The organism is Minwuia sp. (genome assembly GCF_048263705.1).
GTDB lineage: Bacteria > Pseudomonadota > Alphaproteobacteria > Minwuiales > Minwuiaceae > Minwuia.
This window is the reverse complement of sequence record NZ_JBLXDV010000002.1, coordinates 1-21,370: the sequence shown is the minus strand read 5'-3', so window position 1 is coordinate 21,370 and position 21,370 is coordinate 1. Positions and strand designations below refer to the sequence as shown.

Sequence of the window (21,370 nt, the reverse complement as noted above, 5' to 3'; positions counted from 1 at the left end):
CGCCTCCGATCAGGATTCTTCACAGGGCATCGTGACGATGCCCGTGCCGTCGATCAGGACCGTGCCCTGCGACATGTAGTTGTTCACAAAGTGTGCGGCGCGTTCGCCATGCCACGTGATGTCGGTATCGACGTCATTGCCGATGGCATGTCCGATTGCCGTCTTGTGGTACCAGTGGCAGAGCCGCTTGCTGGACCCATCCAGGGTCAGTCCCGAATGCGGGAACCACAGGGTTCCAAGCCAGCGCTTCGCCTGAGTGGATTTCCACGGCAACTGGTCCGCGCCGACATAATCGGCGTTCGCGAACTCCGGGATGTCCAGCAGGTCCGACCATTGTTTCCAGCCGATGACAGCATAGCGCTCGCCATCGTCGGGTACGTCGGTTTCGCCAAGCAGTTCGAAAGCCTCCAGAACCTTGGCCTTGGTCAGTCCGCCGGTGGTGGTCCCGGTCAGGTTGGTGGACTTGTCCATTTCCGCGAGGATCAGTTCGTCGGTCTTTCGGCCCAGGGCATATGCGCCGGCATTGGCCTGGATCTGACGCTCGTCGGAGTTGGTCTTGAACTCGTCCAGCTTGTCCACCCAGTCGCCGGCATAGAAGTCCTTCAGGAAGCACTCCACGGCTTCGTGGGTAACGTTCATTGTCGGCACCATGCCGTGGCGGGCCTTGGTCGAGGCAGCGCCTTTGCCCACTTTGTGAAATACGCAGGAAGATCCCTTGATCTTGTTCTGCGTGCGCACGGTGTTGCGCAGTTTGGTTCCCTGCCGCTGATAGGCGATATGTACGCTGGTCGCGTATTCGCGGCGGAAACTTTGGTCGACAGTGTCGCTCATTGTTTCGTCTCCAGAAATGAAAGGGGGGAGAGGGCGGGGTCCGCGAAAAAACGCCGATCGAGCCTGCCGTCCTTGCACCGGTGTTCTGGACGCGGGTCCCGCTGTTCCGGGATCAGGCCGTTTCCTGCGATGCGTGGCGGTATATATAGTGTATATTTACCGTATATGTCAATGGAAAATTCTACGCCGGCAGGCCTGGAGACGGCTTTGGTGTTCTCATCAGGTTTTTCGGGTGATCGACGAGACCGTCCGGCGCGCGCGTCGCGTCAGGCAGCAATGCCATGGAGCAGCAGATCAAGCGTGTCTTCCAGAATATCCTCGGCTGGCATGCCTGAAATCGGATGTTTGCCGGACGGACGCCTCAGTATCCCGGAAAGTCCGTGCAGGCTGGCCCAGACACCGATCGCCATCTGATGCGTGTCCATGTCCTTGATCGCACCCGCTTTCTGGCCGTCGGCCAGGTGTTGCTTCAACTGACCGAAGGCGCGGATGCTGGCCGCGTGTGTCTCCGGGTGTGTATCGGGATCGAACCCCAGATGCATTGTCGCGTATCGGACCGGATGCTGGATGGCGAACATGACGTAGGCGTGGCAACCAGCCTTGAAGCGGTGTTGCCAGTCCGGTTCGCTCGCATCGCTGGCCCTGGTGATGGTTTCCTGCAGGTCCTGAAACCCCGCCGCTGCAATCGCCGCGATCAAGGCGTCCCTGTCCTGAAAATGCATGTAGGGCGCGTTGTGACTCACACCGGCCGCGATGGCCAGTTTCCGGACGCTCAATCCGTCGAGTCCGTCCGACTCGAGCATTTCGCCGCCCAGACGGACCAGCTCATCGCGCAGGCCCCCACGGTGATAGGTCCTTGGTTTTGTCATATTGACAGTGTCCATAAAACAAATATTGTTGCTGTCAATATAAGCGATCCCGCGTTCCGACGTACATCGTCTCACCGTCTTCAGGAGCATACGGAAATGTCTGCGCCATATCCCCGTCACCCACACCTTCAAGGCAACTATGCACCGCTTCGCATGGAAGCGGATGCCCCTGACCTGATCGTGCGCGGCGAGATACCGAAGGACATGAACGGGGCACTTTACCGGATCGGTCCGAATCCGCAGTTCCCGCCCCGCGACGGCAATCATCACTGGTTCGCTGGGGATGGCATGGTGCATGGCTTCATCATCCGGGACGGAAAGGTCGACTATCGGAACCGTTGGGTTCGCACCAACAAGTTCAATGTGGAGCGAGAGGCCGGTGCCGCGCTGTTCGGGACATTTGGCAATCCGATGACAACGGAACAGTCTGTCGTCGGCCAGGATTCCGGGCTGGCAAATACCAACATCGTCTGTCACGCGGGACGGTTGCTCGCTCTGGAAGAGGGCCATCCGCCTTTTGAGATGGAAGGCGGCACGCTCGATTCAAAGGGCTATCACGATTTCGGCGGCAAGATGGCCGGGGGCAGGATGACAGCGCATCCGAAGGTGGATCCTGAAACGGGCGAAATGCTGTTCTTCGGCTATTCGGTTGGTGGCTATTTCACCGATCAGGTCAGCTTCAACGTGGTCGACGCCTCGGGCCAGATCACGCGCGCGGAAACCTTCACGGCACCCTATTCATCGATGATTCACGACTTTTTCGTGACCCGGGATCATGTCGTCTTTCCGGTCCTGCCGCTGACCGGAAGCCTGGAGCGGGCGATGCAGGGCAAATCGCCGTTTGCCTGGGAGCCCGACAAATCCGGTTGGCTTGGCGTGCTGCGCCGCGATGCGCCAATCGAGACGATTCATTGGATCGAAGTCCCGCCCAGCTATGTGTTTCACCCGATGAATGCCTTCGACGAGAACGGGCGGATCTTGGTGGATGTCGCCAGATATGAGGCGGCCCCCCTGTTCCCCCATGCCGATGGTACACCGGGCGATCCGGAACTCGCGTCGGCACGGATGATGCGATGGGTGATCGACCCCTCGGCGTCGTCTGTTGTGGAAAGCGAACTGGATGATCGTGCTGCGGAGTTTCCAAGATTCGACGAGCGTTTCGCCGGCCTGAACTACCGGCATGGATGGTTTGCCGGGGTCCAGCGACGAAGCCGGGGAGACAAGGGAAACTGGACCGAGATCGTTCATATCGATCTGAACAGCGGTAAACGTTCTGTCTGGCAAGATGGTGAAGCCCATCATGTTTCCGAACCGGTGTTCGTGCCGCGCTCGGACGACGCGATCGAAGGCGACGGCTGGGTGATGTTCACGGTCTACCGGGCCGAGGAGAATCGCAGCGATCTTGTGATCCTGAATGCCCAGGACGTTGGGGGGGAACCCGTCGCCGTCTGCGAGGTCCCCCATCGCATACCGCATGGGTTCCATGGCAACTGGGTCAGTGCCTGACAACCTGATGACGGGTCGGGTGCGCCCATGAATGTCTGCTCAGCGACGCACCCTCTCCGGTTACCCGAGTGTGGTCTGAAGTCCGTCCCCGCCGCCTGGGCCGGTTTCGGTGAAAGCGAGCAGGGCTCTCCGGCCGCTCCGGCGTGCGCGCAGGTTTCGGACCCGAGCCTCGTTCCGCGCCTCCAGCCTTGCAGCCTCCTGTTCCTCGCGCCGGGTTGCCGCATCAAGTGCAGAAGTGTCTCCGCCACCGCCTGAAAATGCCATTTCTTTCTCCTTTCGCATGGCCATCGAAGTCCAAACGATAGGAAGTTGAAACTTAAGCGTACCCGGTTTTTTCAGTCGGCGGGCAACGATGCGGAAGGCTGCGGCGGAGCGTCTTTCAAGAACCTTTCGCCGCCTTTCAGGCTGGAGAGCTTCTGTCTGACCATGCCGTCCGGTTCGACGAGATCGATCGAGAAATCGCTGTCCTCCAGTTCGATCTTCAGGAAACCGAGAGAAGGCCGGCCAACGCCGATGTTGAGACCGGATCTGTAGGCGGTCGCGGGTGCCCAGATCCAGCGGACGCCGGCGACGGAGATATCAAGGTACTTGTGCAGGTGGCCGCTGGAGACGAACCTCACACCGGCGCGCAGGAGCTGGCTGAACATCCGTGCCCGCACGCCGGCCGGTACGAAGATGGAGCCGGGCGTCCGGCCTTTCAGATTGCGAGGGAAGAACAGGGGTTTGTGCAGGAAAACCCCGATCTGGCGACTGGTCGCGGCATCGAGCTCTTCCTGAAACCAGAGCGCTTGCGATCGTTCCGCGGCGAGGCCCGTGCCGAGGAGCTGTGCGTTGATGCCGATCAGGCGCCACGCACCCGCATCAATCGCCCAACGGTCGTCCCCGGCAATGCTGCGATATCGAGCGAGGCTTTCAGCCGTTGTCGGCTGATCGAGTTGCATGAAGCCGGGTTCTTCGCCAACATCATGGTTGCCGGGCAAGACAAGGACCGGCGCATTGATCTGCCGCATGGCGTCCATCGCATAGCCGATGTCCTGTCCCCGCTCGGCACCATTGATCGTCAGATCGCCGGTATGAATCACGAGGTCCGGTTGCCACGCATTGATCGCGTCGGTCACGCGAAGGAAGTTCTCGACGAAAAAACCGTGCCGATCGCTCAGATGCGTGTCCGAAATCTGAGCAATTCTCACGGCGGAAAACCGGTCTCAGCGATCGTACATGTCGAAAATCGCAGCCAGTCCGGCCGTCTGGCCGCCCTTCGTGGCCGATGGAACGATGATCGGCGTCTTGATACCGGCATCGTACCAGGCCTCGATACCGTCCCGGACCCTGGTTTCCGGACCGGAAAGCGTTGTCGAATCGAGCCATTCGTCGGTGAGCAAAGATGGAATGCGTTCGAGATCGCCACTGTGGATCGCATTCTCGATATCGGTCATTTCCTGTTCGAAACCGGATGCCTTCCAGTAGGCGCGATAGTTCGGCAGTTGCACATAGCGTGAGAGTGTCTTGCGGTGAACGTTGCGGGCGGCATCGACATTGTCGTCGATCACGGTGGGGATCATTGCAGAGGTCGAGAAATCGTCGTCTGAAGTCCGTGCGCGTCCTGCAAGCTGACTTGCCACCGTATGCCGTGGCCCGTTGGCCCAGACAGCGCCGTCCCCAATTTCACAGGCGAGATCCAGCATCCTGTCTCGAAGGGTTGCGAGCACGATGGGTGGCAATTCGCCGACTTCGGCTTCGGCAGCCCTGAGTTCAGCAACGTAGGCTCTCATGTCCGTTATCGGTTTGCCCGTATTCTGTACGCCGTATCGATCCAGAGCCGGGGCATGGCTGATGCCGATGCCGAGCCGGAACCGGCCCCCGGAGATCTCGTGCATGAAGGCCGCATTGTCGGCCAGCAAGCGGGCGGACTGGAAGTAGATCGGCTGAATGGAACTGCCGACGGTGATCCTGCTGGTTTCCTGCAGTACGGCCTGACAAAACGGCAGACAGGCGGACACGCTGGTGACGAAAACACCGAAGAAATCGCGTTGTTCGACTTCCTTTGCGAATTCGATCATGCGGGCTCGCCGTCCTGGCAAAGCGGCAATCGCCAACGCGGGCATCCTGTTCGTCATTCTGTCCTCCTGTCCGATGATCTGAGCGCAAGCCTAGTCAAAAAAATCCGCTGCCGGAAAAATTTCTGGGAACGCTTTGTTCATGTATCGGTAATTTCACCGAATACCGATACCGAAAGGAGAAAGAACGCATGAGCGAAGATCATATTCAGGTAAGCAGTACGCCGCCCTGGGTCGGCTACGAAGGTGACGGCACCGCAACCGAATACGGTGTGACGTTTCCGTTTCTGACAGACCAGGACCTTTCCGTCTGGCAGAACGGCAGCCTGTTGAGTGCCGGACCGGATTATTCGGTTTCCGGCGCCGGTCTGTCCTCGGGCGGAACGGTGACGTTCCGGCTGCCGCCGCCTTCAGGTGCCGCCATTGTCATCGTGCGTCATCTCGAGGTTGCACGGACCAGCGATTTCCTCGCCGGCAGCGCCTTGCGGGCAGCGGCACTGAACACCGAACTCGATCGTCTCACGATGGTCGGGCAGGAGCTTGGGTCAGCAGACCGGAGGTCCCTCAGGATCGCCGAACACGATGGCGACGTGATCTCGGTGTTGCCAGCGAAGACGGCCAGATCCGGTCGCCTGCTGAGTTTCGATCAGAACGGCGAACCCGAAGCCGGGCCGCTCAGGTCGATTGTGGACAATGCCGATGCGATCGTGGCTGCCGAGGCGGGAGCCGTCGCTGCGGCAGCCAGCGCCGAAGCGAGCGCAGCGTCAGCAGCACAGGATGCGGATGAACTCAGAACCAGCACGCTTTCGGTGCAAGCCGGTCAGATCCGGTCCAATCATCAGGCCGCCATGCACTATGGCAGCCCGTCTGTCCCACTGCCCTATCCGGGCGTGGTTGCCCTGGCGCACAACCGGCGCTCACGGGTGTTCGCTCCTGGATCCGGACAGGTCAAACATCACGTCTATCGTCCGAACGACTCCGGTTGCTGGCATATCAATGCGTCGAGCAGCGGTACGCTCTGGATTGATGCGCGCATGCTCGGGATCGGTCAGGAACTGAGGGTTTCCGTTCGCCAAGGCGGTGTGGGCACGGCCGTCATCGACGGCGGGATCAGCCAGTCCGGCGAAGATAATCTGATCGGTCCTTTTTCTGCTGCCGGTCAGTTGCTTATCCATGCAGGTGAAGCGGTCACGCTGACCAGCCGATCGACCAACGCCAACGGTCGCACGATCATCGACGTGACCGATTACTCCGCGAATCTGAAGGTGGTCACCTTGGGAAGCGGGACGCGCCTGTTTGAAAATCCGCTCGGCCTTTATGACGGCGTGTCGATCGCAAACCTGCCCCAGGGCCTGAACAGCATTCATACGCCTTCCGGCTACATGATCGACACGGGTGACGAGAACTTCTCATATCCCGATTTCCAGTCGGCGGTCAGTGCGGCGACCGGTCTGCATCAGCCGTACATCGACCTGCCGACGGCGATCTACGAGATCTCGGGCATTTCCGCGGGGCCCTACTTCGAAATCGGTGAAGAAGTCACCACAGCAGGGAAGACCTTTGAAGTGCGTCTGCTTTTCGCAGATCAGACCAGGATCGGCCTGCTGGACAAGACAGGTGGTGCAGGTGTCGCCAGCGACAGCCTCGTTGGCGGGGAGAGCGGTTGCACGGCCACCATCGCGTCACGAGGCGCGGACATTTTCGACCTGCCCGGCGGAGTCACGAGCATGGCCGTGCGAAGCGCTTACGCAAATATCGCTGACCTGCGGATCAACTGGCACAACCTGGAGAAAATCTGATGGCTACCATCACTGAAAAACGTAACAAGATCAACGATACAGCGCCTGCCATAGCCTCTCACGTACTGGTTCTTGGCGACTCGATCGGCCGTGATTTCCGGTTCGGTGTCAGCGGTGGTGCGATGCTCGACCAGATAGCTGCCATCTCGTCGATCACGGGAGAAACCGCGTTGGTGAACGCCGCGTTCGGCGGTTACAAGCTGATGGACCAGAGCGGCGACGACCGGTTCCTGAATTTCGCCGATCTGGCCGAAGCGAACGGACTGACCGCTGCCAAGACGATCATGGGCAATTTCCCGCCGGTCGATGGTGTTGTCATCAGCCTGGGCGCCAATGATCTGGGCAATGTCGAAACCGCCCCGAACGCGATCAGCGGCTATGATGCCGGCAAGGTTCGCGCCGGTCTCGACAGACTGATCGCCGAGATTCGCGCGGAGAACATCACCAACGGCTATTCGGACGGCGTGCTGCCGGTTGTCCTTCTGGTTCCGGGACGGGATCGTTCGACCGGTGGAAAACGCGGCGGCAGCCAGACATGGCGGGAAGGTTCGATCGCCGCGGCTGCTGCGGACAGTCATGTCAGGCTTCTGGATTACTATGACGTCGATCTGGAAGATTCTGTTCATCCGTCGGCTGCCGGTGCACAGACTGTCGGCTGGCGCGCCGGCCGGCTGATTGCCAGCATGATGGAGGACATTGATTTCGCCGATGGCGGACCGCCCTCGATAACCTCTATCGCGCGCATTGATGATCAGACCATCAGGGTGAACTTCAACGTTCCATCCGGCCAGCAATTGATCCAACCGGCCTTTCCGACCAGCTGGCGTGTCGAGAACGCGGATACGCAGTCTGAACTGCAAATTGCCAGACTTGACTGGATCGACAGCAACGAAGCCAATCTGATTCTTGCCGAGGGCAGTTCCGCGCATTTCAGGCTGTTTGCGCCCCACGACCTGGTCGAAAGATTCGCGCCCGAAGGGGTCATCAGAACGCTGGAAGATTCAAACGACCATGCGCCCGGTTTCGTGCTGCAGAGTTTCGCCGGGTCGACGGCATGATCCGGGCTCTGACTTTGGCCGCTCTGGTTTCCGCAATCACTGTGCCGGCTGCGGCGCAGTTCCATTGCGGATCCCGCACGGCAATCCTCCAGATCGCGAAAGAGCGGTATCTGGAGATCCCGGTCGCGCTGGCGTTGGCCGCCGACCAATCCGTTATCGAGGTGCTCGCGTCGAGAGACGGCGAGACATTCACTCTGATCCGGACCGATGCGCGGGGGATCAGTTGCGTTCTCGTCACCGGCGAAAGCTGGCAGACCCGTGTCTGGCAAGAGCCTCAGAACGATGATCCGGAATCATGACGATGGAGGCCGAGATCGGCGCGCTTCGGGCGGACGTCAATCGGCTCAAGACAGACGTCGCGCTTCTGGAGCGGGAGAACCGGGAACTTCGCGGTTTGCTGAACAGGGGACGGGGGGCTGTCTGGGTGATCGGGGTCACGGGCGCAACGGCAACCTTTCTGCTGACCCAATGGCGCAATCTGGTGGAGCTGGTCCGATGAGCGGACGTCTGCACTTCTGGATGACCAGTCTCTGGTCCGGCTGCATCGGTGTGGGGCTGGCGCTTGTTGCCTCCCTTCTCTGGGACGCCGAGATCGCGCGCGAGGCATTCACACCGCCCGCGACCGTGCATGAAACCCGGCTCGCCGGCCTGGCTGATCGCACGATCTGGATTGACATACGCGCCACCCGCCATCGTGACTGCCGTCTTGTGGCGACCACACAATGGCAGGGGGCGGATCGGATCATCAGCAGCCGGATCAACCGCAACCGGACGGTTCTGACCCCCGGCGAGCATCGGTGGATCCGGTTGCGGTCTGAATTGCCGCTGGACCTGGCGGCTGGCGCATACCGGGTTCGATCCGTCGGGGAATACACCTGCGCCGACGGAAATGTTTTTGCCGTACCCACTGCGTGGGTCGATGTGGAGTTAAAATGATGAACTGGCAGAAGTTCCCGAACTTCGGGGAAATCGAGTTCCGCTGCCGCTGTGGATGCGGTCGCGCCGAAATGGACATGCAGTTCGTGTCGCTGCTTCAGGCCGTCAGAACTGAACTGGGGATGCCGCTTCCGATCTCATCCGGCTTTCGGTGTCCGGACCACAACCGTGCTGTGGGCGGTGGACCGGCCCATCCCGAAGGTAAGGCGGCTGACATTGCGATCAGGGGTGGCGCTGCGCTGGACCTGGTTCGCCTGGCGGTTTCAAGGGGCGCCACAGGCATTGGTGTGAAACAGTCCGGACAGGCCCGCTTCGTCCACATCGATACGCTCATGCCCGGTGAGACTGCGGCTCCGCGGCCCTGGTTATGGAGTTACTGAGATGAGCTGGCTTGGCAAGATCATTGGCGGTGGCGTCGTCAGTGCAGCCGAAGGCGTGGCCGGGATCGTGGACCGTTTTGTCGAGACCGACGATGAAAGGCGGACGGCCGAGATCCTGAAGGCACGCATGATGATGCAGCCCTCGCTGGTCCAGACCGAACTGAACAAGGTCGAGGCCGGACATCGATCGGTGTTCGTTGCGGGCTGGCGGCCGTTTATCGGCTGGGTCTGCGGTCTGGCGCTTCTGTATAATTTCGTCGCGCGGGACCTTCTCGCATGGGTCATACTCAACACCGGTCTTCAGGCGTCCATGCCGCCCGACCTGGCCATGGAAGAGTTGCTGACCGTCCTGCTGGGCATGCTCGGCCTGGGGGCGTTCCGGACCGCGGAAAAGTTCGGCGGCAAGGCACGCTGACAGTTCGGCCTGAAACTTCCAGTCTATGCAGCCGGCCTGGATTCGTAACATGCTGCATCACGCGCTAATGTGAACTGCATGGGGAGAACTGATGCGACGGGATGCGGCACATGCCTGACGGCGACGAATTTCTGAGAAAGGTCTATGCATCCGGAGGTGATGTTTCGAGCCTCTCCGAGAGCTACAACAGCTGGTCGGAGAGCTATGATGCGGATCTTTCAGCCATGGGGTATCGCTATCCGTTCATGGTGGCCGGCACCCTCGGTCGTTTCGTGCCTGATCTGGGATCTCGCATTCTGGATGCCGGCTGCGGCAGTGGCATGATCGGTCAGGCACTGTCTCTCGTCGGCTACCGGAACATCGTCGGCATTGATATTTCCGATGGTATGCTGCGTATGGCCGCAACCAAGGCCTGCTACATCGAACTGCGCAAGGAACAACTCGGGGAACGACTCGGCTTTTCGGATGCCGAGTTCGATACGATCGTCAGCTCCGGTGTGATGACCGTCGGACACGCCCCGCCCGAGTGTCTTCACGAACTCGCCCGCGTCGTGAAGTCCGGCGGGCATTTCGTCGTGACAATCGTGCGCGAAGCCTGGGAAGACGGTTATCGAGACATGGCGCAGCGCATGTCCGCAGGCCGGGTGCTTTCTCCCCTGTTCAGCACTGACTATTTCACCGTGCTGCCCGGAGCCGGGCCCGACGAACAGACCGAAGCACGGGTACATGTCTTTCGGAAGCTCTGACGCCATTCTGGCTTGAGGGCGCGCGCGAAAGGCCAGGCCTTGACGGCATGTGCCGCATCGCTGCCGCAGCTTCCGTCACGTGTTCGAATTCGGACCGGATTGGCTGGCCGGGCGGGTCGTCCATTGCGAAGAACCGCGCCGGCAGTGGCCCGTGCCCGGAAGGGATCCCGCAATGGACGACCATTTCATGCTGCTATTCCGGTGCGATCAGGTTCTCGATCAAGGCCTTTGGATCAGAAGCGCCGCCGTCAGGTGCAGCGCTCGTCTGCGGCTCTGACCCGGAATTGAGAAAATCCGCTGGAAACCCGGATTGGCTGAGATAGTGACGCAGATAGCCGGGGCGATCCACGACCTGACCCACGACATCGGGAAATGCCTGCGCCGCGCTGATATAGGCACTCTGTGATTCCGCTGCCACGGCTGCTTCCTGCATGCGCACCAGCGGCGATGTCGGGCGGGGCCGGATTTGCCGGCCATCTGTCGTGAAGGGTTCGATGTGATAGGGCGATCCCACCATCGCCGGGCTGGACAGGATGGCCAGAACCCGGCGCGCCAGCGGATAGTCGAGTTCCGTCAGCAGGCGCAATGACATCGGCAGTTCGACGGCGGCGAATTCCTGCTGCCGCACGCCGATCTCGAAAGCCGTTCGCACACCGTCCTGGGCCGGAGGCAGTTCGGGGCCCATGATGCCGCGCCGGATGGTTTCCTGCAGACGGGACAGGATGATCTGACTGACGTCGAACTTGCCGGGGGCCTCCAGCGGCGTGAGTCCTGCGGATCCGACGGCCTTCGGGATGATGGCGCCCGGTACCAGCCGGATATTGGCCGGGTTCAGGACGCCGTCATCTTCGGCCTGCCAGATGCCGGTGACCGCGATGGAGGCATTCTTGAGGATCAGTTCGACGACCTTGTTGGCTGTCTTGATGTCACCCAGCACGTTCAGAACCGGGCCACGCCCCATCCATTCGCCGGGGGCCTTGTCCATGCGGAAGGCGATCAACGGCGATGCGGCGTAGTCACGTTCCACGATGCGGCTTTCGCCTTCCGAGCCCGGCTGATCGCAGCACCAGACTTCATAATGAGCCGGGCCACCGGGCTGTTCGGCCAGCACCGCCTCAATCAGCTCGATCTCGATGTCCGACCCTTCCTGTGCCATTCTTTCCTGATCAGGCATTAGTTCGGCGTCCGGCCATGTCTCCTGAATGCGGCGTGCCGTCATCCGCCGTTGCCTGAATACCGAGGACAGCATGCCGTCGGCACTCTCTTCGGGAATCAGTTCGCGTGCCGGAATGGCTTCGAACCGCAGAGGCTGGGAGAAGCTGCCCTCATGGACCATCAGGGCACCGGTCGAGATCAGCGCGTCACCCAATGCAGGGTCAACCTCGATGTGGAAATTCGACATCTCGATCGCGGCATGGAAGCGTTCCCTGACTTCCACGGCGTAGGCTTCAAAGGCCTCCATTTCCTCTTGATCCAGTCCGGCGACTTCGGCGGCATCGAAGTCCATCCAGGGTCTGAAGGGCGGAAACAGCAGGCCGTGCAGTTTCGACTTCTTCCATTGCACCGCCTGGACGGCGGTATTGTCGAAGATCTCCCGGTCACGACGGGCGCCCACAATGCCATCCCGGACAGCATCGTGATGGGGCAGGGCAAAGGCATATGCGTCATCCAGCAACCGGTCCCAGGCACGGCGCCGTTTCTCGGCGAGCCTGTATCGGCGCAGGGTTTCGGAACGTTGGTCATGGCGCTTCTTGGTTTCCACGAGATCACTCCTTCTGTTTCATGTCAGTGGAGCGGTTAAAATACCGGTTCATTTTCTAAGCGTTCCGACTTTGAGATTGTTTTGTCCGACCGTTCTGGGCGAGCATGGCGCGCACGATATGACAGCCGCCACGCGCACCATCAGAAGGAGCCGGAAATGACCATTCTTGAGAGCCTGCGGGAGATTCAGCCGGAGATGACCGACTGGCGACGGGATATTCACAAGCATCCCGAAACGGCCTTCGAAGAGGAGCGCACGTCCGACAAGGTGGCGAAACTGCTGGAGAGTTTCGGGATGGAGGTGCACAGGGGCCTGGCGAAGACCGGCGTCGTGGGATCCCTGAAGGCCGGGACTGGCAATCGGGCCATCGGCCTGCGTGCCGACATGGATGCGCTGGACCTGACCGAGTTGAATCAGTTCGATCACAAGTCGGTCCACGACGGGAAGATGCATGCCTGTGGCCACGACGGGCATACGGCCATGCTGCTGGGCGCAGCCTGTCACCTGGCCAGGACGAAGGATTTCGACGGCACCGTGCATTTCATTTTCCAGCCTGCCGAGGAAAACCTGGCCGGCGGCCGGGTCATGGTGGACGAAGGCCTGTTCGAGCGGTTCCCGGTGGAAGCCGTATACGGCATGCACAACTGGCCGGGCATGGCCGTGGGGACGTTCGGTGTTTGCGAGGGTCCGATGATGGCATCGGCCGATTTCTTCGAACTGGTGCTGACCGGTCGGGGCGGTCATGGTGCATATCCGCACATGTCGCGCGATCCCGTGCTGGCCGCGGCGCATGTCATCACAGCCTGGCAGAGCATTGTTTCCCGCAATGTCGATCCCATGAAAGCCGCCGTGATCAGCGCGACGCAGATCGAGAGCGGTTTCACCGGCAACGTCATTCCCGAGACCGCCACCATTCGCGGCACGACCCGGACGTTCGACATGGGTGTTCAGGACATGATTGAGGAGCGGATGCGCAAGATTGCGACGTCCGTTGCCGAGGGTTTCGATATGAAGGCCTCGTTCGATTATCAGCGGCGCTACTGCCCGACGGTCAACTCGCCGGAGGAAACCGGCCATGCGATTGCCGCCGCGCGGGCTGTCGTTGGCGACGAGAACGTCAACGATCACATCACGCCGCACATGGGGGCAGAGGACTTCGGATGGATGCTGAAGGCCCGGCCCGGGTGTTATGTTTTCACCGGAAACGGTAAGGATGGTCTGGGCGGTTGCGAGGTCCACAATCCGAACTACGATTTCAACGACAACGCCCTGCCGGTCGGCGCTGCCTACTGGGTACAACTGGTTCAGATGCAGCTTCCCGCAGCCGGTGCTTGATCGGCGGTTGTTTCTGAACACGCACAGATGGTATGGACCTTGCTTTCCCAAAGAGTGTGACGAACGTCATTTGACCTGACGGACGGGGCGCGCTTGGTACACTTCTGCTGACCCTGGCGGATCCTGTGTGCGGATGTCAGGGACTGGATTGCGACAGGGAAAATGATACCGTGCCCGGTGCCGGAGACGTCGCCGTGTGATGCTGGATGAGACAAGGGGATATTTGGTGAGTTTCAAGGTGAAATTCTGGGGCGTGCGCGGTTCCATTGCGACGCCCGGTCCCCGTTATGTGGCTTTCGGCGGCAACACCAGCTGTATCGAAGTGGCCTGCGGCGGACGGCGAATCATTTTCGATGCGGGCACCGGCATCCGAAATCTGGGCCATTGGCTGACCAAGAAGAACGTCAAGCATGCCCACATGATGCTCAGCCACACGCACTGGGATCACATCAACGGCTTCCCGTTCTTCTCGCCGGCGTTCAAGAAGGATCATCACTTCACGATCATGGCCGGGCATCTCAGCGATCAGGGCAGCGGTATCCGGGAAGTTCTTGCCTCCCAGATGAATCAGCCGACCTTTCCCGTGCCGATCGAGATCATGCAGGCCCAGATCGACTTCGAGGATTTTTCGGCCGGTGACACGTTTGTCATCGAAGACGACATCACCATCCGGACGACGCCGCTGAATCATCCCGACGGTGCAACCGGATATCGTGTCGAGTATCAGGGCAATGCCTTCTGTTATGTGACCGACACGGAGCATGTTCCCGGCAAACCGGACGAACGCATTCTGGCCCTGATCGAGGGTGCCGACATCGTCGTCTACGACTGCACCTATTCCGACAAGGAATTCGACAGCAAGGTCGGCTGGGGCCATTCCACCTGGCAGGAGGGCATGCGTCTCTGCCAGGCGGCGAATGTCCGCCAGCATATCATCTTCCATCACGATCCCGATCATGAAGACATGTACATGGAGCGGTTGGAGGAAGAGGCCCGGTTCCAGTGGATCGGTAATACCGTCGCGCGCGAGAACATGCGGCTTCGGGTCGGCTGAGACCGCTTTTGCTGCCCGGGACGAAAGGGCGCGGTGTCCGAGACCCGCGCCGTCCCTATCTGCACATGTGACCGACGATCCCGCAGTAGCGACAACAGGGAGGCATCACATGTCCAGCAAGACCATTCCGACCGACACATTCATCGTTGTGGGCACGGGCGAGGGGGCCAAGTTCTTCCGCAACGCCGGCGATACGCAGAATCTCGATCTCAAGCCGGAGGGCGCACTCGAACCGGGAGATCTGGCGGACCAGGGACCTGCAGGAAAGAGCCCGCCGGATCAGTCCGACAAGGAATCAATGGAAGCGACATTTTCCAAAATTCTGGCAAATGATCTCTACGACAAGGCGCATGCCGGGAAGTTCGACCAGCTTGTGCTCATTCTGGATCCGGACACGCTGGGCGAGGTCAGGCCGCTGCTGCACAAGGAAGTGCAGGACAGGCTCCGGTTCGATATGGCCAAGACGCTGGTGAACAGCACGATCGACGATATCGAGAAGACGCTGAACGCCGCATAGGGGGTTGACCCTGTCAGCACCGGTCGGCGGTCTCAGCCGCCGACCGGTGCCGCCGTTTCGGCCAGAGGCGGTTGGATCAGGGAAAGCATCAGCAGGGCGATCCCCCCATACTGAAGCAGCACGAAAAGACTGCGCGCCACGTGCGACGGCAGGCTGCCGGGCAAGGCTGCGCCGGGCCAGAGCGTCTTCATTCTGGGCAACAGCAGCACCGGCAGGACCAGAATGATCAGCAGGACCGCCTGGATGGTCTGCCTCTCCGCCGATGCGGCAACACCGGCACCCAGGAACGTGCCCAGCACTGCCACGGCCGCCATGACACCGATCCAGGCGCCCGACAGATACAGTAACAGCTTCAGATCCCTGGTGAACCATCCGAGCCAGAACATGCTCTGACAGATCCATATCAGGATTGCGGGCATCCACAGGGGCGTGGGGTTGGAACCGCCGTAGTCGTAGGCAAGCCATATCCAGACGCCGGCGAGGCTGAGTGCCAGCAGGCCGGCCTGTCGCAGAATCATCTGACGGGAACGATACGGCTGGCGATCAGTTGTCGAGGAAGCTGCGCAGCTTCCGGCTGCGTGACGGATGCTTCAGCTTGCGCAGGGCCTTCGCCTCGATCTGCCGGATGCGTTCGCGGGTGACCGAGAACTGCTGACCGACTTCTTCCAGCGTGTGATCGGTGTTCATGCCGATGCCGAAGCGCATGCGCAGGACGCGCTCCTCGCGGGCCGTCAGACTGGCCAGAACGCGGGTCGTGGTCTCGCGCAGGTTGGAATGGATCGCGCTTTCGATGGGCAGGACGGCGTTCTTGTCCTCGATGAAGTCGCCCAGATGGCTGTCTTCCTCGTCGCCGATGGGGGTCTCCAGGCTGATCGGTTCCTTGGCGATCTTCATCACCTTGCGGACCTTCTCCAGCGGCATGCCCAGCTTCTCGGCCAGTTCCTCGGGCGTCGGCTCGCGGCCGATCTCGTGCAGCATCTGGCGTCCGGTACGAACCAGCTTGTTGATCGTTTCGATCATGTGCACCGGAATGCGGATGGTGCGCGCCTGGTCGGCGATAGACCGTGTGATGGCCTGCCGGATCCACCAGGTGGCGTAGGTCGAGAACTTGTAGCCGCGGCGGTACTCGAACTTGTCCACCGCCTTCATCAGCCCGATGTTGCCTTCCTGGATCAGGTCCAGGAACTGCAGGCCGCGGTTGGTGTATTTCTTGGCGATCGAGATCACCAGGCGCAGGTTGGCCTCGACCATTTCCTTCTTCGCCCGGCGGGCGTCGCGCTCGCCGCGCTGGATCGTCTGCACGATGCGCCGGAAGTCGTTGATGGTCAGCCCGCCAAGTGCGGCGATGCCCAGATATTCGTCGCGGATGTCCTGAATGCGATCGGCCTCGGCAGTGGCAAAGCTTTTCCAGGCCTTGCCCTTCTTCGAGATGTTGTCGATCCAGGCCCGGTCGAGTTCGTGGCCGAAGTGGGAGTCCAGAAATTCCTGCCGGTCGACGCCGTGTTTCTCGGCCAGCCGCAGCAGTTTGCCATCCGCACCCATCAGGCGCTTGTTCAGGATGTAATGCTCCTCGACCAGCAGTTCGATACGCGGGTTGTTGAAACGGATCGCCGACATGAGTTCGACGATCTCGTCCTGCAGCTTCTGATACCGACGGTCCGCGGCGGTCGAGAGAACCTCGCCTTCCAGCGCTGCCGTGATGCGTTTTTCCTGAGCCCGGTCGATGCGTTTGAACAGTTTCGCGATCGCTTCGAACTCTTCCAGCATCCTGGGTTTCAGCGCCTCTTCCATCGCTGCCAGGGAAAGTGTCGTCTCGTCGAAGTCATCGTCGTCGTCGTCATCGTCCGACTTGGATTCCGTCTCGGTCTTGGTATCCCCATCGGAGCTGGCACCGGTTGCGTCACCGTCTTTCCCGGCGCTGGCAGCTTCGTCGGACTTCCCCGATCCGTCGCTGTCGCCATCGGTGTCGTCCGATTCGTCGTCATCGTCATTGCCGGTGTTGGCGGTCGGACCTTCGGGCTTGCCATAGGTGGTTTCCAGATCGATGACGTCACGCAGCAGCATGTTGCCGGCTTCGATCTCGTCGCGCCAGGCCATCAGCATGCGCATCGTCAGCGGGCTTTCGCAAAGGCCGCCGATCATGTTCTCGCGGCCGGCCTCGATGCGTTTGGCGATGGCGATCTCGCCTTCGCGACTCAGCAGTTCGACCGAACCCATCTCGCGCAGGTACATCCGGACCGGATCGTCCGTGCGTTCGACATCGGAGGACGAGGAGGTGGTTGTCGTCGTGGTGGCGACTTCCTTCTTCTCCGGCTCCTCGGTCTGATCTTCCTGTTCTTCGTTCTCGATGACGTTGATGCCCATCTCCGAGAGCATCGCCATGATATCCTCGATCTGCTCGGAGGAGACCTGATCCTGCGGCAGTGCCTTGTTCAACTCGTCATAGGTGACGTAGCCGCGTTCCTTCGCTTTCGCGACGAACTTCTTCACGTCCTGTTTGGCGAGGTCCAGAAGCGGGCCATCCTTTTGTTCGGGGGCGGCGGGTGCTTCTTTTTCGGCTGCTGCTGCTTTCGTGGCCATGTGTGTCCCGTTCCAGTTCAGGTCAATGCGTGACGTCATCCGGCGCCATTTCGGGCGGCCTGCGTCGCGGTCGGCTCACCGGCGCGATGACGTTCAAGTTCCAATCTGATGGCAGCCCACCGTTGGTAGGCAGCGGTAGAGATTTCCTGCCGCGCCTGCTGGGCCGCCTCCCTCAATTCCTCTTCCAAAACCTCAGTGCGATGATAATGCAAAAGCGCACCAAATTGCTCCCCGATCTCATCAAGGGGCATATCGCGCTGGCTGCGGAAGGAAAGCCTCGCGGCAGTCGGCGTGCGAAGACGCTCGATCAGGGGTCCGAGCCCAGCCGCGTGGAGATGGCGTGTTACGGCCTCGCTGTCAAGTTTCGGGTGGCGCATCGCCGCATCACGCAACGAAACAAGTGCCGCATCCAGATCGTCGTGGCGGAATTGCAACTGTTCCAGGTCGCCCTCGAACGCTGCCATGAGATCCGGCCAGTCCAGCAGGGCGGCGATGATGGTCTCCTCCCGCGCCCGGCTGCCGTCGGTGTGTGTCGAGGCCTTCAGCGCGGTCAGGTCTTCGGGCGGAACACGTCGCGTCCGGCGTCCGGGCTTCCATGGCTGCCAGCCGGACGGGCCTGTCTCCCGCTGTTTGCGAAACAGGGCTCTGGCGCGATCGCGGAAATCGTCCAGATAGTGCCGCCGGATATTCTCGTCGGCGATCTCGAAACCGAGCCGTGTCAGATCCTGTTCCATCGCGGCGCGGCGCTCCGGCGTGTCCAGCGGTCGTCCTGTCGATACCGATCGCCAGAGCAGGTCCGAAATTGATGCCGTTGTCTGCAACAGGTCTTTCAGGGCCTTCGGGCCCTGTGACCTGACCAGATCATCGGGGTCCTGGCCTTCCGGCATCAGGGCGAAACGCAGCGACTTGCCGGGCTTCAGCAGGGGCAGGGCGCGTTCGGCAGCGCGCTGGGCGGCGCGCAGGCCGGCCTCGTCGCCGTCCAGACAGAGCACCGGTTCCGCCGTCATCTGCCAAAGCATGCCGATCTGCTCCTCGGTGATGGCGGTGCCCAGCGGCGCCACGACGTGCCGGAAGCCAGCTTCGGCAAGCGCGATGACGTCCATGTAGCCCTCGGCGACGATCACGGTACCTGCCGTGCGCGCAGCTTCCCGGGCCATGGCGAAATTGTACAGCGTCATCGACTTGTTGAAGAGCGGGGTCTCCGGACTGTTGAGGTATTTCGCGCGCGCATCGCCCAGCGCCCGCCCGCCGAAGGCGATGATGCGCGCGCGCCGGTCGCCGATGGGGAAGATCAGCCGGTGCCGGAACCGGTCATAGGAGCCGCGCCCGTCGTCGGGCTGTGCGATCAGACCGGCCTCGATCAGTTCGGCCTCGGAGAAACCGCGCTCGATCAGCGCCGATTTCAGCCCGTCATTGCGGTCGGGGGCATAGCCCAGCCGGAATTCCTCGACCGCCTTCTGCGACAGGCCGCGGCGCGCCACATAGTCCCGCGCTTCCGCGCCCGCGCCGCCATGCAGTTGCGATGTGAACCACTTTGCCGCTGCCTCGTTGGCTTCGGCCAGACGGGTCATGCGGTCGGCCTGCTGGCGGTCCTGGGGCGTCACCTCCGGCACCTGCATGCCTGCGAACTCGGCCAGGCTTTCGACCGCCTCGGGAAAGCTCAGCCCCTCGGTCTGCATCACGAAGTCGAAGGCCGATCCATGCGCACCGCAGCCGAAGCAGTGATAGTCGTCGCGATCCTCCGACACCTTGAAGCTGGCCGTCTTCTCGCCGTGGAACGGGCAGCAGCCCCAGTGATCGCGGCCGCGCTTCTTCAGTTGCACGGTCCGGCCGACCAGCTCGACGACGTTCACACGGCCGCGCAATTCGTCCAGAAAGTGCTTCGGAAAGGCCAAGGCCGCCTCATGTTCTGACAGGTAATGATGGACCCGCATTCATGCCAGATCGGCGGCTGCTATGCGAATCGTTTGCGCGGCGAAAAAGACTTCCGTGCAATCGATTTCGCTCTTAAGTTCAGCCCCATGATCTGGAAAATCCTTCTGCTCATCGGAGCCATCGCGGCGGTGCTCTACGGCTTTCGCTACATGAACCGCGTCTCCGACGGAGCGGGGCGCAAGCCGCGCGCGCGGAAGTCGAAACCGGGACGCCCCGAACATGCCGACGGCCAGTCCGTGGATCTGGTGAAGTGCGACAACTGCGGCGCCTTCATCGCACCCGGCACACCCTGCGGTCACTGCAAGGCTGGCTGACCGCATCTACCGACTGCGTCAACTAACGGAAAAATCAGACCAGAGATGTCGGATGGCTTTCATGTGGGCCGCTGGCGAAGCGCCATTCTTGAACTGCCCCACCCGGACGAATGCGGCACCATGGAAGAACTCAATAATGGGGGGGGGCGCCGCGCGCTTCGGCACATGGTCGGTGGGCAGCATGAAGGGCGCGGCCTCGGCCGCACCGGGCACCTGCACCAGACCATCTTCGGCCAATGTGCCGCCCGCCCGCGCGATCAGCGCATCGACGGTCACCCAGCCTGCGCCTTCCGGAATCCGCGTGCCCGTGCGGACCGTGCCTGTCTCGACGCCCTGCGCGCCGCCGACGGCGACAACCCGCACCGGGCGGTCCATGGCACCGCCAACCGGCTGCTTCGTCGCCGCTCGCAGCTGATTCCCGTCCGTATCCGCCACCGCACCATCCGTGCGCAGAATGTCGATCAGCGGGGCAAACTCACCCGCGAGCCGCCCGCTTGCGCACCAATAAACATGGCCCGGTGTGACACCCGTGCCGTGGAAGTCGAGGATGAGGCTGACTTCGCTGGTGAAGATGCGGGTCACGCGGGCGGAAGTTAGATCGCCTGTTCTGGAATTAGGTGCGAGAATTAGCTCGCCAACTTGAGCTCTTTCAATAGGTATTTTACCATTTTGTGTACGAACAATGGTTCCAGCAGCAAAGCATTCGACATTTGATGGAGCGGCGATAGTTTGTAAACTTATATCCGATGAATCGATCAATGCATCGATTTTTCTTTTTGAATGGCTGGACTGGCTCGCTAGAAAATTTCAATGACTGCCTGGGGTGGCCCTCACATCAATATCTGGACTGTTAGATTGAAATTTCTCTCGAGCGATATCTACATCTACTCCAACTAATAGAATAATTAGTCTAGTAACTCCATTTCTATTGCCTGCATTCCTCTCGCCAACCCCAATTTCGTAGAATTTATAAGGAACTTCATAATCAATTATGATTCTCGACATATTTTCTACTAAAAATTGAAATTTCTCGAAATCAGCATGCGAGATTTCAAATTCCTGCAGCTGATTTGAGGTGGATAATCGACTCATGTTTTCGTAATTATCAGCAAATACCTGTATTTGATTCTGGTCATCGTTTGAGGCATCAACATGAACCCGCGCGCCGGTTTCTGGGTCGAAAGCTTCTCCGTGATATTCTCTAGAGCGTTCCAATATTAGATTGAAGCGTATCCTGCATTGGTGATGTAGTTGGCGCACTCCTTTGGCGTGATGC

Annotated in this window: 23 protein-coding genes; 13 read left to right on the top strand and 10 right to left on the bottom strand. The window is 60.6% G+C overall.

Translation table 11 applies throughout. The features are described 5' to 3' along the window. Window positions 1-9 precede the first annotated feature (9 nt). Together ACN0X7_RS02490 and ACN0X7_RS02485 are read right to left on the bottom strand one after the other, a co-directional pair. Window positions 10-831 carry a phage capsid protein gene (locus ACN0X7_RS02490; protein ID WP_417513767.1) on the bottom strand — a complete coding sequence of 274 codons (822 nt, stop codon included), beginning with the start codon at window positions 829-831 and terminating at the stop codon, window positions 10-12. A gap of 266 nt (window positions 832-1,097) precedes the next feature. Beyond that, window positions 1,098-1,607 carry a TetR-like C-terminal domain-containing protein gene (locus ACN0X7_RS02485; protein ID WP_417513765.1) on the bottom strand — a complete coding sequence of 170 codons (510 nt, stop codon included), beginning with the start codon at window positions 1,605-1,607 and terminating at the stop codon, window positions 1,098-1,100. Between ACN0X7_RS02485 and ACN0X7_RS02480 the strand changes: the two genes are divergently transcribed. Beyond that, window positions 1,566-3,206, top strand: coding sequence for a carotenoid oxygenase family protein (locus tag ACN0X7_RS02480; protein ID WP_417513763.1), 1,641 nt, complete (start codon window positions 1,566-1,568; stop codon window positions 3,204-3,206). The genes ACN0X7_RS02485 and ACN0X7_RS02480 overlap by 42 nt on opposite strands. Before the next feature lie 335 nt (window positions 3,207-3,541). Here ACN0X7_RS02480 and ACN0X7_RS02475 read toward each other — a convergent pair whose 3' ends face one another. Further along, window positions 3,542-4,396: a metallophosphoesterase family protein gene (locus ACN0X7_RS02475; RefSeq protein ID WP_417513761.1), complete on the bottom strand. Its 855-nt coding sequence runs from the start codon at window positions 4,394-4,396 to the stop codon at window positions 3,542-3,544. Window positions 4,397-4,411: 15 nt separating this feature from the next. Beyond that, complete coding sequence (locus ACN0X7_RS02470) at window positions 4,412-5,266, bottom strand: LLM class flavin-dependent oxidoreductase (RefSeq protein WP_417513759.1); 855 nt, start codon at window positions 5,264-5,266, stop codon at window positions 4,412-4,414. Window positions 5,267-5,454: 188 nt separating this feature from the next. On the opposite strand from ACN0X7_RS02470, the gene ACN0X7_RS02465 reads away from it, so the two are divergent. From ACN0X7_RS02465 to ACN0X7_RS02430, 8 genes are all read left to right on the top strand, one after another. Then, complete coding sequence (locus ACN0X7_RS02465) at window positions 5,455-7,062, top strand: hypothetical protein (RefSeq protein WP_417513757.1); 1,608 nt, start codon at window positions 5,455-5,457, stop codon at window positions 7,060-7,062. Continuing rightward, window positions 7,062-8,120, top strand: coding sequence for an SGNH/GDSL hydrolase family protein (locus ACN0X7_RS02460; RefSeq protein WP_417513755.1), 1,059 nt, complete (start codon window positions 7,062-7,064; stop codon window positions 8,118-8,120). The genes ACN0X7_RS02465 and ACN0X7_RS02460 overlap by 1 nt, the downstream gene beginning before the upstream one ends. Further along, window positions 8,117-8,419 carry a hypothetical protein gene (locus ACN0X7_RS02455; protein WP_417513753.1) on the top strand — a complete coding sequence of 101 codons (303 nt, stop codon included), beginning with the start codon at window positions 8,117-8,119 and terminating at the stop codon, window positions 8,417-8,419. Before ACN0X7_RS02460 ends, ACN0X7_RS02455 begins: the two co-directional genes overlap by 4 nt. Continuing rightward, the gene (locus ACN0X7_RS02450; protein ID WP_417513751.1) at window positions 8,416-8,619 is read left to right on the top strand and encodes a hypothetical protein; all 204 of its coding nucleotides are present in this window, start codon (window positions 8,416-8,418) and stop codon (window positions 8,617-8,619) included. The genes ACN0X7_RS02455 and ACN0X7_RS02450 overlap by 4 nt, the downstream gene beginning before the upstream one ends. Continuing rightward, on the top strand, window positions 8,616-9,056 hold the full coding sequence (locus tag ACN0X7_RS02445) for a hypothetical protein (RefSeq protein WP_417513749.1): 441 nt from the start codon (window positions 8,616-8,618) through the stop codon (window positions 9,054-9,056). The genes ACN0X7_RS02450 and ACN0X7_RS02445 overlap by 4 nt, the downstream gene beginning before the upstream one ends. Beyond that, window positions 9,056-9,436 (top strand): D-Ala-D-Ala carboxypeptidase family metallohydrolase, encoded by a 381-nt coding sequence (locus tag ACN0X7_RS02440; RefSeq protein WP_417513747.1) that lies wholly within the window; start codon window positions 9,056-9,058, stop codon window positions 9,434-9,436. Before ACN0X7_RS02445 ends, ACN0X7_RS02440 begins: the two co-directional genes overlap by 1 nt. A 1-nt stretch (window position 9,437) precedes the next feature. Then, window positions 9,438-9,851: a 3TM-type holin gene (locus ACN0X7_RS02435; RefSeq protein ID WP_417513745.1), complete on the top strand. Its 414-nt coding sequence runs from the start codon at window positions 9,438-9,440 to the stop codon at window positions 9,849-9,851. A 110-nt stretch (window positions 9,852-9,961) separates the two neighbouring features. Next, window positions 9,962-10,597 carry a class I SAM-dependent DNA methyltransferase gene (locus tag ACN0X7_RS02430; protein ID WP_417513743.1) on the top strand — a complete coding sequence of 212 codons (636 nt, stop codon included), beginning with the start codon at window positions 9,962-9,964 and terminating at the stop codon, window positions 10,595-10,597. A gap of 193 nt (window positions 10,598-10,790) precedes the next feature. Here the strand turns inward: ACN0X7_RS02430 and ACN0X7_RS02425 are convergent, their stop codons facing one another. Next, window positions 10,791-12,359, bottom strand: coding sequence for a portal protein (locus tag ACN0X7_RS02425; RefSeq protein ID WP_417513741.1), 1,569 nt, complete (start codon window positions 12,357-12,359; stop codon window positions 10,791-10,793). A 156-nt stretch (window positions 12,360-12,515) separates the two neighbouring features. On the opposite strand from ACN0X7_RS02425, the gene ACN0X7_RS02420 reads away from it, so the two are divergent. The 3 genes from ACN0X7_RS02420 to ACN0X7_RS02410 all read left to right on the top strand — a co-directional run bounded on the left by ACN0X7_RS02420 (window position 12,516) and on the right by ACN0X7_RS02410 (window position 15,265). Beyond that, window positions 12,516-13,694, top strand: coding sequence for a M20 aminoacylase family protein (locus tag ACN0X7_RS02420; RefSeq protein WP_417513739.1), 1,179 nt, complete (start codon window positions 12,516-12,518; stop codon window positions 13,692-13,694). Window positions 13,695-13,920: 226 nt separating this feature from the next. Then, window positions 13,921-14,748 carry an MBL fold metallo-hydrolase gene (locus ACN0X7_RS02415; RefSeq protein ID WP_417513737.1) on the top strand — a complete coding sequence of 276 codons (828 nt, stop codon included), beginning with the start codon at window positions 13,921-13,923 and terminating at the stop codon, window positions 14,746-14,748. A gap of 109 nt (window positions 14,749-14,857) precedes the next feature. Beyond that, window positions 14,858-15,265 (top strand): host attachment family protein, encoded by a 408-nt coding sequence (locus ACN0X7_RS02410; protein ID WP_417513735.1) that lies wholly within the window; start codon window positions 14,858-14,860, stop codon window positions 15,263-15,265. A 32-nt stretch (window positions 15,266-15,297) separates the two neighbouring features. On the opposite strand, the gene ACN0X7_RS02405 is transcribed toward ACN0X7_RS02410, so the two are convergent. From ACN0X7_RS02405 to dnaG, 3 genes are read right to left on the bottom strand one after another with little or no spacing between them, the layout of a single operon-like run. Then, window positions 15,298-15,783: a hypothetical protein gene (locus ACN0X7_RS02405; protein WP_417513733.1), complete on the bottom strand. Its 486-nt coding sequence runs from the start codon at window positions 15,781-15,783 to the stop codon at window positions 15,298-15,300. A gap of 25 nt (window positions 15,784-15,808) precedes the next feature. Beyond that, window positions 15,809-17,845, bottom strand: a complete 2,037-nt coding sequence (gene rpoD / locus ACN0X7_RS02400; RefSeq protein WP_417513731.1) for an RNA polymerase sigma factor RpoD — start codon at window positions 17,843-17,845, stop codon at window positions 15,809-15,811. 35 nt (window positions 17,846-17,880) lie between these two features. Continuing rightward, window positions 17,881-19,740 (bottom strand): DNA primase, encoded by a 1,860-nt coding sequence (gene dnaG, locus ACN0X7_RS02395; RefSeq protein ID WP_417513729.1) that lies wholly within the window; start codon window positions 19,738-19,740, stop codon window positions 17,881-17,883. Window positions 19,741-19,866: 126 nt separating this feature from the next. Between dnaG and ACN0X7_RS02390 the strand changes: the two genes are divergently transcribed. Beyond that, window positions 19,867-20,094 (top strand): hypothetical protein, encoded by a 228-nt coding sequence (locus ACN0X7_RS02390; protein WP_417513727.1) that lies wholly within the window; start codon window positions 19,867-19,869, stop codon window positions 20,092-20,094. A gap of 18 nt (window positions 20,095-20,112) precedes the next feature. On the opposite strand, the gene ACN0X7_RS02385 is transcribed toward ACN0X7_RS02390, so the two are convergent. Then, window positions 20,113-20,853, bottom strand: a complete 741-nt coding sequence (locus ACN0X7_RS02385; protein WP_417513725.1) for a hypothetical protein — start codon at window positions 20,851-20,853, stop codon at window positions 20,113-20,115. A 48-nt stretch (window positions 20,854-20,901) separates the two neighbouring features. Beyond that, window positions 20,902-21,370, bottom strand: a 469-nt coding sequence (locus ACN0X7_RS02380) for a hypothetical protein (RefSeq protein WP_417513723.1), incomplete at its 5' end; no start/stop codon positions are given.